The 13,281-nt window shown below is 73.9% G+C and carries 14 protein-coding genes; 9 read left to right on the top strand and 5 right to left on the bottom strand.

The window, feature by feature from the left end; all coding sequences use genetic code 11:
• Positions 1-39 precede the first annotated feature (39 nt).
• On the top strand, positions 40-1,020 hold the full coding sequence (locus tag ACIBAD_RS01250; RefSeq protein WP_398903544.1) for a helix-turn-helix transcriptional regulator: 981 nt from the start codon (positions 40-42) through the stop codon (positions 1,018-1,020).
• A 199-nt stretch (positions 1,021-1,219) separates the two neighbouring features.
• On the opposite strand, the gene ACIBAD_RS01245 is transcribed toward ACIBAD_RS01250, so the two are convergent.
• On the bottom strand, positions 1,220-1,672 hold the full coding sequence (locus ACIBAD_RS01245) for a hypothetical protein (protein WP_398903542.1): 453 nt from the start codon (positions 1,670-1,672) through the stop codon (positions 1,220-1,222).
• 96 nt (positions 1,673-1,768) lie between these two features.
• Between ACIBAD_RS01245 and ACIBAD_RS01240 the strand changes: the two genes are divergently transcribed.
• Positions 1,769-2,197 carry a hypothetical protein gene (locus ACIBAD_RS01240; RefSeq protein WP_398903540.1) on the top strand — a complete coding sequence of 143 codons (429 nt, stop codon included), beginning with the start codon at positions 1,769-1,771 and terminating at the stop codon, positions 2,195-2,197.
• Here the strand turns inward: ACIBAD_RS01240 and ACIBAD_RS01235 are convergent.
• Positions 2,110-2,949 (bottom strand): MerR family transcriptional regulator, encoded by an 840-nt coding sequence (locus tag ACIBAD_RS01235; protein ID WP_398903963.1) that lies wholly within the window; start codon positions 2,947-2,949, stop codon positions 2,110-2,112. The two genes, ACIBAD_RS01240 and ACIBAD_RS01235, sit on opposite strands and share 88 nt — an antisense overlap.
• Before the next feature lie 62 nt (positions 2,950-3,011).
• Positions 3,012-3,452 (bottom strand): hypothetical protein, encoded by a 441-nt coding sequence (locus ACIBAD_RS01230; protein WP_134068100.1) that lies wholly within the window; start codon positions 3,450-3,452, stop codon positions 3,012-3,014.
• A gap of 467 nt (positions 3,453-3,919) precedes the next feature.
• Here ACIBAD_RS01230 and ACIBAD_RS01225 point away from each other — a divergent pair, with 467 nt between their 5' ends.
• The 3 genes from ACIBAD_RS01225 (at position 3,920) to ACIBAD_RS01215 (ending at position 6,720) form a co-directional block, all read left to right on the top strand.
• The gene (locus ACIBAD_RS01225) at positions 3,920-4,672 is read left to right on the top strand and encodes a peptidoglycan-binding protein (RefSeq protein WP_398903538.1); all 753 of its coding nucleotides are present in this window, start codon (positions 3,920-3,922) and stop codon (positions 4,670-4,672) included.
• A gap of 343 nt (positions 4,673-5,015) precedes the next feature.
• The gene (locus ACIBAD_RS01220; RefSeq protein ID WP_398903536.1) at positions 5,016-6,092 is read left to right on the top strand and encodes an RNA ligase (ATP); all 1,077 of its coding nucleotides are present in this window, start codon (positions 5,016-5,018) and stop codon (positions 6,090-6,092) included.
• 37 nt (positions 6,093-6,129) lie between these two features.
• Positions 6,130-6,720, top strand: coding sequence for an HD domain-containing protein (locus ACIBAD_RS01215; protein ID WP_134068097.1), 591 nt, complete (start codon positions 6,130-6,132; stop codon positions 6,718-6,720).
• Positions 6,721-6,809: 89 nt separating this feature from the next.
• On the opposite strand, the gene ACIBAD_RS01210 is transcribed toward ACIBAD_RS01215, so the two are convergent.
• Complete coding sequence (locus ACIBAD_RS01210; protein ID WP_134068096.1) at positions 6,810-7,547, bottom strand: SDR family oxidoreductase; 738 nt, start codon at positions 7,545-7,547, stop codon at positions 6,810-6,812.
• Between the two features lie 154 nt (positions 7,548-7,701).
• Here ACIBAD_RS01210 and ACIBAD_RS01205 point away from each other — a divergent pair, with 154 nt between their 5' ends.
• A complete protein-coding gene (locus ACIBAD_RS01205; RefSeq protein WP_398903534.1) occupies positions 7,702-8,577 on the top strand; it encodes a LysR family transcriptional regulator in 876 nt (291 codons plus the stop codon).
• 2 nt (positions 8,578-8,579) lie between these two features.
• Here the strand turns inward: ACIBAD_RS01205 and ACIBAD_RS01200 are convergent, their stop codons facing one another.
• Complete coding sequence (locus tag ACIBAD_RS01200; RefSeq protein ID WP_134068094.1) at positions 8,580-9,890, bottom strand: ROK family transcriptional regulator; 1,311 nt, start codon at positions 9,888-9,890, stop codon at positions 8,580-8,582.
• 228 nt (positions 9,891-10,118) lie between these two features.
• Between ACIBAD_RS01200 and ACIBAD_RS01195 the strand changes: the two genes are divergently transcribed.
• The 3 genes from ACIBAD_RS01195 to ACIBAD_RS01185 are packed head-to-tail and all read left to right on the top strand — an operon-like array spanning position 10,119 to position 13,261.
• Positions 10,119-11,435 (top strand): ABC transporter substrate-binding protein, encoded by a 1,317-nt coding sequence (locus ACIBAD_RS01195; protein ID WP_398903531.1) that lies wholly within the window; start codon positions 10,119-10,121, stop codon positions 11,433-11,435.
• Between the two features lie 10 nt (positions 11,436-11,445).
• A complete protein-coding gene (locus ACIBAD_RS01190; protein ID WP_398903529.1) occupies positions 11,446-12,375 on the top strand; it encodes a carbohydrate ABC transporter permease in 930 nt (309 codons plus the stop codon).
• Positions 12,368-13,261 carry a carbohydrate ABC transporter permease gene (locus tag ACIBAD_RS01185; RefSeq protein WP_398903527.1) on the top strand — a complete coding sequence of 298 codons (894 nt, stop codon included), beginning with the start codon at positions 12,368-12,370 and terminating at the stop codon, positions 13,259-13,261. Before ACIBAD_RS01190 ends, ACIBAD_RS01185 begins: the two co-directional genes overlap by 8 nt.
• Positions 13,262-13,281 lie beyond the last annotated feature (20 nt).

Genomic DNA, 13,281 nt, shown 5'->3' with positions numbered 1-13,281 from the left:
CTCCTGTCAGGTATCCGGAATCCCGGCCACAATGGCCCCATGCGCGCCGACCGGCTCCTCTCCCTGCTCCTCCTGCTGCAGAACCGCGGCCGGATGACCGCACCCGAACTCGCCGCCGAGCTGGAGGTGTCGGTCCGTACCGTCTACCGCGACATCGAGGCCCTCGGCGCCTCCGGCGTCCCCGTCCAAGCCGACCGCGGACCGGCCGGCGGCTACCGGCTGACGGACGGCTACCGCACCCGGCTGACCGGCCTCACCGACGCCCAGGCGGGCTCCCTCTTCCTGGCGGGTGCGCCGGGGCCCGCGCAGGACCTGGGCCTCGGCGCCGACCTGGCCGCCGCACAGCTCAAGCTCCAGGCGGCGCTGCCCGCAGCCCTCGCCGACCGGGCCCGCCGGCTCCAGGACCGCTTCCACCTGGACGCCCCGGCCTGGTTCCGTGACGCCGACCCCGTACCGCACCTCGCGCGGATCGCGCAGGCGGTGTGGGAGCAGCGCGTCCTGCTCACCCACTACCGCCGCTGGAGCGGTGAGGAGCGGGCCGGGCGCCCGCTGCACCCCCTCGGCCTCGTCCTGAAGGGCGGCATCTGGTACCTGGTGGCGCGCGCCGCCGACGAACGCGTACGCAGCTACCGGGTCTCCCGGTTCCTCGCCGTGGACGCCGCCGAGGAGGGCTTCGAGCGTCCGCCCGGCTTCGAACTCGCCGCGTACTGGGCGGAGTCCGCGCGCCGGATGGAGGCGGCGACCCGGCAGGGTACCGCCCGGCTGCTGCTGTCCCCGCGCGGGCGCAGACTGCTCGCGATGCAGTTCGGCGCCGCCGGCGTACGGGCCCTGGCCGGCGCCGGCCCCGCCGACCCCGGGGACCCAGAGGGCTGGATCCGCGTCGACCTGGAGGTCGAGTCCGAGGCCGTCGCGGTCGGAGACCTGCTCCGCCTCGGCACCGAGGCCGAAGTCCTCGCCCCACCCGAACTCCGCCGGGCCCTCGCGGCCACCGTCGCCGCACTGGCCGAGCGGTACGCCTGAACACACCGGAACTCGGGCGCCGGTGACGGGCGGCGCCGTCCGGCGGTGCTCCCAGCGGATCCGGCCGTCCTCGCGGTGTCGGGTCGGGGCGAAGTCCCGGCGCCGCCGGGGAGCGCCGACCACCCGGAGCAGGTACACCGTGCCGGAGACCCGGGCCGCCACGATGCCGCCGGGCTCGACGGGCGCGGGGTCGGGCCGGTCAGCGCGGCGGTTCCACCTCCAGAAAGCGGCGTCGGCGCGGGCCCCGGTAGAGCAGACAGCCCCAGCCCAGGGGTTCCAGCGCGGCCGCGCAGGCCGTCAGCCGCTCCCGCTCCGCCTCGGCCGCGCCGCCGCCGGGCGGCCCGAGCCAGGTCACCTCCACCGCCGCGCCCCCGGACGGACCGGGCGCCACCCGGTACCCCGTTCGCGTACGACGGCCCTGCGCGTCCACCGCCGACGGCGGGAGGCCCGCGGCCTCCAGTACGAGGGCCACGGCGCGCGGCATCTGCCGCAGCTCCCACGGCGCGGGAACCGCCGTACCCGCCCGGCCGTTCACCAGGCGGCGGATCTGCAGCAGGCCCTCGTACGCGGTGCGGACCTCGGCCTCCCGCGCCGCCGTGGCGGGCCGTGCCGGTCCGTCGCCGGTCGCCGGCTCGAAGGATGCCGTCACCACCCACCACCCTTCCTCGGTGCGTCTGAGTACCTCACACCCAACGGCCTGAGTATCCGCCCCGATTCCCCGTGATCCCGCCGCTGATCGAATAGGGGCATGACCTTCGACGCCGCCGCGGCCCGCCCGCGCCGCATGCAGCACGTGACCACCGCCGGCTCCGCCCTGGCCGTGGCCCTGGTCCCGCTCGTGGTCGGCGTCCTGGTGGCCAAGGGCATCGCCGCAGACCCGCACACCCCCGTCAACGCCCTCATCACCGGCGGCGGCCAGCGGGCGGGCCTGCCCCGAGCCGAGTGGCGCCGCCGCGGCCACGCCACGATGCACCGCCTGCGCACGGCCCGCCGGCGCACGGCCCGCCGCGCTGCCTGCCCCCGCCCCTGCCCCCGCCCCTGCCCCCGCCCCGCCGCCGTCCGACAGGGCCCGGGCCGGTCCGACGGCTCCTACACGACGGGTGCGAGCGGCTCCTGGAGTTCCGTGACCCACTGGGTCCGGTCCTCCGGGCAGGCGAGGGACACCTCGCGTGCGTAACCCGCCGAGCGGTGGCCGTTCGCGTCGATCCAGTGCGCGAGCGCCTGGGCGGTGGGCAGGACGGCGTCCATCGAACCCCGGTGCACCACGGTCGCGGCCCGCTCGACCCCGGGCAGCTCGACCACGCGTACCGCGCCCCCGAGCGCCTCGGCGCGCACCGAGGCCCCCACCGGCAGTCCGGCATGGACGAGGACGGCCCCGGGCTCCGTGTCCGGCGCGTCCTCGTAGTACGCGACGCCCGGGCCGGTCGGGACCACCCCGGCGGCCTCGATCCGGCGGCAGAGTTCGTCGTAGAGCGGGCCGATGACCGGCCCGATGTCCTGCGGTTCGTAGCTCCCCGCGATCCCGGTCAGCTCGACGAGCCGGACGGGCGGGAGGTTTTTGACGACGATGTCGACGGTGGACATGGATCCTTCGCTCTCGATGGTCCGGAGCCTCGTCTCGACCTGGGTCAGCCGGGCCGCCGCGGCGGCCACGGCCGACTCCAGTTCCGCCCGGCGCAGCCGGAGCATGCCGCGCAACTCCTCCGCGCCCAGCCGCTCGTCGAGGATCGACCCCACCTGGTCCAGGCTGAAGCCGAGCTCCTTGAGCGCGATGACACGGTTGAGGCGGGCGAGTTGCCCGGCCTCGTAGTAGCGGTAGCCGCTGGCGGGGTCGACACGCGCCGGGCGCAGCAGTCCGATGGCGTCGTAGTGGCGCAGCATGCGGACCGATACCCGGCCGTGCTTGGCGAAGTCTCCGATGGTGAACATGACGCCCTCCAGTGCAGGCCCTGACACGGGGGGAGGGTCAAGTCCTGAGCGATGTCTGCTGGTCAGCGGCCATATTGCCGGATGCAGAGATCGACGATGGAGGGCGGTACGGCCCCCTCGGCGGCCGCGCACAGCTCGTCCGGTCGGGGCACCCGCGGCGCGGCCGGCTGCCGCGGGGTGCGCGGCGGCGCGGGCTTGGGCGGGTGCGCCCGGCGGGGCGCCGCGGGCGGCTTCGCGCCGCGTGCGGCGGGCGGCCGCGCCGGGGCGGCCCGGACCGGCGGCTCGACGGGAGGCTCGGGGAGCCGTCCCAGCGGCAGGGGCAGGGACTCCGGCGGACCCGGCGGCAGGTCGGGGGCGGGCGGCCCCGCCGGTGTGTCCTGGGCGCCGGCCGGCGCCGAGGTGCCGCGAGCCGGAGCCGGGGCCGCCTCCGGGCCGACGGACACGCAGCCGGCGCTCGCGAGCAGCGCGGCGAGGGACAGGGGCAGGGCCCGGCGTAACTGCATCCGACCACCTTGCCGCACCGCAGGCCGCCCGACGGACCGTACTCACGCGTCCGGGTGAAGCGGCAGCGGAGTCGGCTGCGCCGCGCGCGCAGAGCCCGCAGCGCCCGCAGCGGAGCCGGTCCCCGGCGTCCTCATCGTCACGGTCCGGATGCCGAGGGCTACCGGGGCCGAAAAGCGGAACGGACGGATGGGGCAGTTCGGACACCCGGCTTGACCCGGGCCGTTCAGGGAGGAAAGAGTGCGCCGATCAAGCACTCAAGAACCACCGCATGAGCTGCACTTCGGAGATATCTCATATGTTCGTACCGGTCCGCGATTCGCTTGACCCCATGACAACCGCGGGCGCCCTCCAGCCGGGTGCCGCCACGGGCATGGTCCTGGTCGCGCGGCGGCGCAGGGCCTGACCGGCAGGGTGGGGGCCGACACCGCACCGCCGCGCCGGTCCCCACCCCCGCCGGGAGACAACCGTGTCCCACCACTCCGACTCCGACGGGAGCGCGGGCGTGCCCGACGACCGCCTGTTCGTGCGCCCGTACGCGACCCCCTCCGGGCGGGCACCCCGGGCGACGACGCCCGCGTGGCCGCACACCGGGCCCGTCCCCGTGTCCTTCCGCGCGCCCGAACCGCGGCGTGGCGAAGTACCCGGGCGCGCTCCCGGGGCGGAGCCGCCCGGTGCCGGCACCGGGCGGGAGCGCGGCAGCCGGGTCCCGCTGGTGGCCATGGCCCTGTTCGCCCTCGCCGCGGCCGGCGGGACGGCCTTCCTGCTGAGCGGACCCGACCCGGAGCCCCGGCGGGCCGTGAAGCCACCGGAGTTGTCCGTTCCCGTGCTCCCGGCGCGCAGTCCCGGAGCCGGCGCCGATCCCTCGCCCAAGGGCTCCGCACGGTCCTCCGCGCCCCCGTCGGCCGCATCGGCCTCGGCGTCGGGACCCGGACCGGCGGGAGCGTCCGCGGGACGGACCCCCAAGCCGGCGGCGCCGGAAGCCCCGTCCGGGCCGCCGTCGCCGGGGGCCTCCGGGACGCTGCGGATGGGCGACCGCGGGCCCGAGGTGCGCGCCCTCCAGGAGCGGCTCTACGGGCAGGGGTTCACGTACGTCTCGGTCACCGGCGAGTACGACAGCCAGACCAAGCGCGGGGTCGCACAGCTCCAGCGCGACCGGGACATCAAGGGCGACCAGCCCGGTGTCTACGGCCCAGCCACGCGGGCGGCCCTCGGAGGCTGACGCCGGAGCCGGCGGCCGCGGCCGCCGCCGTCGGCGGCCGCCCGAGACCCGCAGGACGGCGCCCGTCGTGTACGAGGCGTCTGGTGACGGCAGCCAGGCGCCGCCCGTGCGCGCTGCGCGACGGCCCCGGCGGCCGATGCCCCTGCCGCCCCCGGTGACGACGGTGACCGGACGACGTGGCACCGGGACCCGCCGGGCGGGGATGACGGGACGGCAGGGTGGCGGGGCGCGTCAGGCTAACACCGGGATATCGGCTGGACCAGCAGAAATGCCAGGTCGCACAGTGGACCCCGGTGCACACGGCACCGTCCGCCCCGTCCGCCCCGTCCGAGGAGTTGGGTACATGTCGACCCTGCGGGTCACCGCCGAGGAACTGACCGTCCACGAGCACCCGAACGCCGACGCGCTGGAGCTGGCCCAAGTGGGCCTCTACCGCGCCGTCGTCGCCAAGGTTGCCTACCGCACCGGCGAGTTCGCCCTCTACATACCCGAACAGGCCGTACTGCCCGCCGATCTGATCGAGGAGCTCGGCCTGACCGGCCGCCTCGCCGGAGGCGCCGCCGACCGGGTCAAGGCGGTCCGGCTGCGCGGCGAGCTGTCGCAGGGGCTGGTGTGCCGGCCGCGTGCGCTGGCCGATGTGGACCTGGCGCGGGCGGCCGAGGAGGGTACGGACTTCGCCGAGCTGCTCGGGATCACCAAATGGGCGCCGCCGGTCCCGACGGCGATGAGCGGCGAGGTGGAGGCCGCGCCCGAGTTGCTGCCGTGGGTGGACATCGAGAACCTCCAGCGCTACCCGGACCTCTTCGAGTCCGGCGAGCCGGTCGTCATCACCGAGAAACTGCACGGCACGGCCTGCCTGTTGACGTACGTCGCCGACGGCGGCCGGGTGCTGGTCTCCTCCAAGGGCTTCGGCTCGAAGGGGCTGGCCCTGCGCGAGGACGAGCGCAACCTGTACTGGCGGGCCGTACGCGGCCACGGCGTACCGGAGGTCGCCGCGAAGCTGGCCGAGCGGCTGGGCGCCACCCGGATCGGCGTCTTCGGCGAGGTGTACGGCGCGGGCGTCCAGGACCTCGCGTACGGTACGGACGCCCGTACGGCCGCCACCGGGCCGGGATACGCCGTCTTCGACGTATCAGCGGAGATCGACGGGCAGGTGCGGTGGCTGGACCCGCAGGAACTGCTCCCCGCCGGTGAAATACCCTTGGTGCCGAGGCTGTTCGAGGGGCCGTACGCGCTCGACACGGTACTGGAGCTGGCGACCGGCCGGGAGACGGTGTCCGGCCGGTCCATGCACCTGCGCGAGGGAGTCGTGATCCGCCCGGCGGTGGAGCGCCACAGCCCGGTGGTCGGTGGCCGCGCCGTGGCCAAGGCGGTCAGCCCGGCCTACCTCACCCGCAAGGGGGGCACGGAGTACGAGTGACCAGGGCGCGCGGCGGGGGTCCCGGTAGCCTGACGCCATGGCCGACCCCGCCGGACTGACCCGGGCCCTCAACGCAGCCGCGGATCCACCGCTGCGCGCATTGCCGCCCGGTGTGGGCGAGCTGCTGCGCGAGCTGGCCGCCCCGCCCCGACTGGTCGCGCACCTGCGGCTGGTCCACGACGTGGCCGGCCAACTCGCCGACTGGCTGGCGGCGTATTCTCCCGGCCTGTCCTTCGCCCGCGACGCCGTGCTCTTCGGCGCGGCCACGCACGACGTGGGGAAGGCCGTCCACACCGCCGAGCTCAGCGGACCCGGCTCCGCGCACGAGGAAGCCGGGCGGGAGCTGCTCCTCGCCCACGGGTTCACCGAAGGGCAGGCCCGCTTCGCCGCCACCCACGCCGACTGGGCGGCGCCCGGCGTCAGCGTCGAGGAGCTGCTGGTGAGCACGGCCGACAAGGTGTGGAAGGGCAAGCGCGTACCCGGACTCGAAGACCTCCTGGTCGCCCGGATCGCGGAGGCGGCGGGTACCGAGCCGTGGGCCGTCTTCCTCGACCTGGACGAGCTGCTCGGCACGATCGCCGACGGCGCCGACCGGCGGCTGGCCTTCCAGGGCGGGTTCCCGGTCTGACGCCGCAGCCCGGCGCGGCCGTCGCCGGCGCCCGCTTCGAACGGTGCCTGCGGCGCCGCGGACCGGCCCGCTGAGCCCGGGCGCGGGGTTCAGACGAGGCGGGCGCCGCCGTCCACGTGCAGGACGGTGCCGGTGACGAACGGGTTGGTGATCGCGTACAGCACCGACCGCACCACGTCCTGGGGGGTGCCGGACCTCCTGGCCGGGTTGCGGTCCGCGACCCCGCGCAGGAAGGACTCCTTGTCCTCGCCGAGCCGGTCCCACGCCCCGGAGTCGATGATGCCGGGGGAGACGGCGTTGACCCGCAGGGGCGCCAGCTCGACGGCCAGCGCCTCCACCAGGAAGGACAGGGCCCCGTTGGTGGTGGCCATGACCACCCGCTCCGGGGCGGGCCGCCAGGCCGCGAAGCCCGAGAAGAAGGTGAGGGAGCCGCCCTCGTCCATCCGCCCCGCCAGGTGCTTGGCGAGCAGCAGCGGCCCGAACACCTTCGCGGCGAAGGCCCGCTGGACGTCGGCCAGTACGAGATCCGACACCGGCCCGTTGGCGGGGAGGGCGGCCGTCGAGACGACGTGGTCGGCGCGGCCCGCGGCTTCGGCGAGGGCGGCGATCGACCGCTCGTCGGTGAGGTCGGTCGGCTGGATGCGCGCCGGTCCGGGCAGGGCGGCCGCCGTCGCCGACAGCCGGTCCGCGTCGGGTCCGGCGAGGACGAGCTCGGCACCGGCCGCCGACGCCGTGAGGGCCAGCGCCCGCCCGATGTGCGAGCCGGCGCCGACGACGACGAGCCGCTTGCCGTCGAGGGAGTCCTGGAAAAGGGCAGCAGTGGTCATGGGATGTCCTGGGTCGGGGGTATGAGGTCGGGGTGGTGAGGTCGGCTCCGGACCGCGGGGATCTGAGGTCCTCGTCCTGTGCCTCCCCGACTCTGCATCCGGCGGAGCCCATACGTCCAAGACATGGTTTTTACCGCTGTCATAAGATCTGTTCATGACTACCCTGCGGCAGCTGGAGTACCTCGTCACCGTCGTCGACACCGGCTCCTTCACCCGCGCCGCCGAACTCCTGCACGTCTCCCAGCCCGCCCTGTCCCATCAGGTCCGCGCGCTGGAGCGGGATGCCGGCGGGCCGCTGCTGGAGCGGCTGGCGCGCACGGTCCGGCTGACCCCGATGGGCCGCGCCATGCTCCCGCATGCCCGCGCCGCGCTCGCCGACGCCGAACGGGCCCGGACCGCCGCCCGCCGTGCCGTCGGCCTGGACGGCGGTGAGATCCAGGTCGCCGCCGTCTACTCGGTCACCCTCGGGATCCTGCTCCCGGTGCTGCGCACCTGGCACGAGAGCCACCCGCAGGTCCGCGTCCGGCTGATGGAGTTCCCGCACACCGACGCCCTGCTCGCCGCGATGACCGCGGGCCGCGCCGACCTCGCCGTGGGCCCCCGGCCGAACCAATGGGACGGTCCTGTAACGGAATTGGGCGAGGAGGAGTTCGTACTGGCCGTCCCCGCCGGCGATCCGGCTCCGGACCGGGTACGCCTCACGGACCTGGCGGACCGCTCATGGGTGCACTACGCCCCCGGCAACGGCCTGGCCGAGGTGGTGGACCAGGCCTGTGCGGCCGCCGGATTCCGGCCGCGGGCCGCCGTACGGACCGAACAGACCGCGGCGGCGCCCCTGTTGGCCGCCACCGGGCTCGGTCCGGCCCTGGTCCCCGAGAGCGTCGTGCCGGCCGGCTTCGCGGGCCGGGTGCTGCGCCCCGAGCCGCCCGTGCGCCGGATGCTGGCCGCCTACACGCGCCCGCACCCCGACCCGCTCACCACGGCCTTCCTGGACACCCTCGCCGGGCACGCGGCGGAGGGTGGCGCCTGAACTCAGGCCGGTCGGGCCGGAGATCCGGCGCGGACTTCCAGGGACGTGCGCCAGCCCGGGGCTTCCGGCTGCGGTGGCCGGGGCGTGGGGCGGCCGCCCGCGGCGAAGAACGCCGACAGCGGGAGCGTCGCCGCGCCGACCGTGACCGCGTCCGGGCCCAGGGAGCCCAGGTCGATGGTGACGCGCTCGGCGGGATGGCGCAGGGAGTACCGGGCCGCGTGCTCCCGTACGGCCGGCAGGATGTGCGGGCCCAGCAGCAGGCCCGCCCAGCCGCCGATCAGGATGCGCTCCGGCCGGAACAGGTTGACCAGGTCCGACAGGCCCGCGCCGAGGTACTCCGCGGTCTCCTCCAGGACCTCCAGGGCCACCGGATCCGCCGCGGCGGCGGCCGCCAGCAGGGCTGACAGGGCCTCCTCCTCGTCCGCCGCGTCCGGGGCGCCGCCGCCCCGCTCCGACCACCGCTGCAGCAGCGACTCCGCCCCCGTGTACGCCTCCAGGCAGCCCAGCGCACCGCACCGGCAGCGCCGTCCCCGTACCGAGACGGTCAGGTGCCCCCACTCCAGCGGGGTGCCCTCGGTCGTGTCCCCGTCGGGCGATCCGTCCGTGATCAGGCTGGCGCCGACGCCCGAGCCGAACAGGACGACGACGGCCTCGCGGGCGCCGCGCCCCGCCCCGAACCACATCTCGGCCTGGCCGAGCGTGCGCGCCCCGTTGTCGATGATGTACGGGACTTCCGGCGGTACGGCTTCCGTCGCCCGCAGCAGTGCCTCCAGCGGGACGGCGTCCCAGCCGATGGTCTGGCCGTGGACGACCGCTCCGCCCGGTGCCTCGCGGTCCACTATGCCGGGGACGCCCACGCCCACCCCCAGCAGCCGCACCGCCGCGACCCCGGCCTCCGCGAGGACGGAGGCGATCCCGTTCCGGACGTGGTCCACGATCGGGCCGACGTCGTAGCAGCCGCGCGGCTGCAACGGCAGCTCACTGCGCGCGAGTTCGGTCAGCGCCAGGTCGAACAGTTCGACGCGGACCCGGGTTTCGCCGACGTCGACCCCGATCATGTGGGCGCTGCCGGGGGCCACGCGCAGCAGGGTGCGGGGCCGACCGCCGTCCGAGTCGACGATGCCGGCCTCCTCCAGCAGTCCGTCCGCGACGAGTTCGCCGACCACGTTGCTGACGGAGCCGGAGCTCAGCCCGGTGGCGGGCCCGAGTTCCTGCCGGCTCATCGGCCCGCCGAAGTACAGCCGCTGGAGCACGGCGCTGCGGTTGCCGCGCCGCAGGTCCCGTACCGTACGGCCGCCACGCCCTGTGGTCATCTGGCTCCTTCCGTCCTGCCGTCCGCCCTGTCGTCGCTCGCAACATACCCTTGCGAGACCCCTTGACGCGACCCTTTCACGAGGCTTAACTCACGTCCTGAATTAAGGCCTTGAGGTGCTCGGCTCCGATGCGGTGAGCGCGCCGAAGCATCGCCACCGGAGCCTCGCCGCCCGGGCCGAGAACACCCGCCGGCCTTCCCCGACCCTGCCGAAAGGGGCCGATCCGCCATGCGCAGAACCCGAGCCGCCGCTGCCGCCGTCACCGCCTCCCTGCTCGCCGCCGCCACCGCCTGCGGCGGCGGCACCGCGGACACCGGGGGCGGCACCAACACCGCCCCCAGGGAACTCACGTACTGGGCCTCCAACCAGGGCCCGGACCTCGCGGCGGACCAGGCGACCCTCGGCCCGGAGCTGAAGAAGTTCGAGGAGCAGACCGGCATCAAGGTCAAGCTCGAAGTCGTCCCCTGGTCGGACCTGCTCAACCGGATCCTCGCCGCCACCGCCTCCGGCCAGGGACCCGACGTCCTCAACATCGGCAACACCTGGTCCTCCTCCCTCCAGGCCACCGGCGCCCTGCTCCCGTGGAACGCCGAGAACTTCGCGGCGATCGGCGGCAAGGACCGCTTCGTGGACTCGGCCATCGGCTCGGCGGGCGCCACCGGCCAGGACCCGGCCGCCGTCCCGCTGTACTCGATGGCGTACGCGCTCTACTACAACAAGAGGATGTTCCAGGAGGCGGGCATAGCGAAGCCCCCGGCCACGTGGGACGAGATGGTCACGACCGGGCAGCGGCTGTCCAAGGACGGCAAGTGGGCCCTCGGCGCCGAGGGCGCCAACCCCTCCAACAACATCCACCAGGCCTTCGTCCTCGCCAAGCAGCACGGCGCGGACTTCTTCGACGCCGCGGGCAGGCCCGCCTTCGACTCCCCGGGCGCCGTCGACGCCGTCAAGCAGTACGTCGACCTGATGGCCAAGGACAAGATCATCGCGCCGGGCAACGCCGAGTACGCCCAGAACCAGTCCCTCCAGGACTTCGCCAACGGCAAGACCGCCATGGTCCTGTGGCAGAGCGCCGCCTCCTCCTTCAAGAGCCACGGCATGAAGGAGGGCGACTGGGGCGTGGCCCCGGTCCCGGTGCCCGCGGGCGCCACACCCGGCTCGGGCGCGGGCACCAACTCCATGGTCGCCGGCATCAACCTCGCCGTCTTCAAGAACACCGACAACATCGACGGCTCCCTCAAGTTCGTGAAGTTCATGACCGGCGACGACGAGCAGAAGATCCTCAACAAGGCGTACGGCTCCATCCCGCCGGTCAAAGCCGCCCAGAGCGACCCCGCGTTCGCGAGCGACGACCTCACCGTGCTCCGCACCACCCTGGGCACCAGCGCCGCCCCGCTCCCGCAGGTCCCCCAGGAATCCCAGTTCGAGACCGCCGTCGGCACCGCCGTCAAGGAGCTCTTCGCCGACGCCGCGGCGGGCCGCCCCGTCACCACCGAATCCGTCAAGGCCAAGCTCACCAAGGCCCAGCAGCAGATGGCGAGCTGAGTCCGGCCCGATGAGCCTCATGTACGCGCGCCTGCGCCGCAGTTCCCTCCCGTACCTCCTGCTCCTGCCCGCCCTCCTCCTCGAACTGCTCATCCACCTCGTCCCGATGGTGATGGGCATCCTGATGAGCTTTCGCGGCCTGACCCAGTTCTTCATCCGCGACTGGTCCCGCGCCCCCTGGACGGGCTGGGCCAACTACGAACTCGTCCTCGACGTCAACCGGCCCGTCGGAGAAGCCCTCCTGCGCTCCTTCCTCACCACCTGCCTCTTCACCCTGCTCTCCGTGGGCCTGTGCTGGCTGCTGGGCACCGCGGCGGCGGTGTTCATGCAGGAGGGCTTCCGCGGCCGCGGCCTCCTGCGCGCCCTGTTCCTGGTCCCGTACGCCCTGCCCGTGTACGCGGCGGTCATCACCTGGGCGTTCATGTTCCAACGGGACAACGGCCTGGTGAACCACCTCCTGCACGACCAACTCGGCCTGATCGGAGGCGAGCACACCTTCTGGCTGCTGGGCGGCAACAGCTTCTGGGCCCTGTTGACCGTCTCCGTCTGGAAGGGCTGGCCGTTCGCCTTCCTCATCGTGACCGCCGCCCTCCAGAACATCCCCGGCGAGCTGTACGAGGCCGCCGCGCTGGACGGCGCCGGCGTCTGGCAGCAGATCCGCCGGATCACCCTGCCCTCGGTCGGGGCGGTCAACCAGGTACTGGTCCTGGTGCTGTTCCTGTGGACCTTCAACGACTTCAACACGCCGTTCGTCCTGTTCGGCAAGTCCGCCCCCGAGGCCGCCGACCTGATCTCCCTCCACATCTACCAATCCAGCTTCGTCACCTGGAACTTCGGCACCGGATCGGCCATGTCCGTCCTGCTGCTGCTCTTCCTGCTGCTGGTCACCGCCGGCCACCTGCTCGTCACGAGCCGCGGAAGGAGGAAGGGCCATGCCTGACCAGAGCAGGAGCAGCAGCGGCAGCAGGAGCCGCCGATCCTCGCCGCTGTCCCCGCCCCTCACCTTCCGGGTGATCCGCGCCGTCTTCCTCGGCCTGCTCTCCGGCTTCGTCCTGCTGCCCGTCTACGTCATGGTCACCAGCTCCCTCAAGCCGCTCCAGGACGTCGCCGGCCGCTTCCGCTGGATCCCCAGCGGGCTCACCGTCCGCCCCTACATCGACATCTGGCACACCGTCCCGCTCGCCCGGTACTTCGTGAACTCCCTGATCGTGGCGGGCGCGGCCACCGCCGCCTCCGTCGTCATCGCCGTCTTCGCGGCCTACGCGGTCAGCCGCCACCGCTTCCGCGGCAGGCGCCTGTTCACCGTCACCGTCCTCTCCACCCAGATGTTCCCCGGGATCCTCTTCCTCCTCCCGCTGTTCCTGATCTTCGTGAACATCGGCAACGCCACCGGAATCGCCCTCTACGGCTCCCGCGGCGCGCTGATCCTCACGTACCTGACCTTCTCCCTCCCCTTCTCCATCTGGATGCTCATCGGGTACTTCGACTCGGTGCCCCGGGACCTCGACGAGGCGGCCACCGTCGACGGCTGCGGCCCGCTCGGCGCACTGCTGCGCGTCGTGGTCCCGGCCGCCGTCCCCGGCATCGTCGCCGTCGCCGTGTACGCGTTCATGACCGCCTGGGGCGAGGTGCTCTTCGCCTCCGTCATGACCAACGACACCACCCGCACCCTCGCCGTCGGACTGCAGGGCTACTCCACGCAAACCGACGTCTACTGGAACCAGATCATGGCCGCCTCGCTCGTCGTCAGCATCCCCGTCGTCGCCGGATTCCTGCTGCTCCAGCGGTACTTGGTGGCCGGCCTCACGGCGGGAGCCGTCAAATGACCCTTTCGGCAGGAGCCGTC

The sequence above is a fragment of the Streptomyces sp. NPDC051109 genome, from assembly GCF_044455885.1.
Classification (GTDB): domain Bacteria; phylum Actinomycetota; class Actinomycetes; order Streptomycetales; family Streptomycetaceae; genus Streptomyces.
The sequence above is the reverse complement of the archived record's forward strand: the minus strand, read 5'-3'. Positions and strand labels throughout refer to the sequence as shown.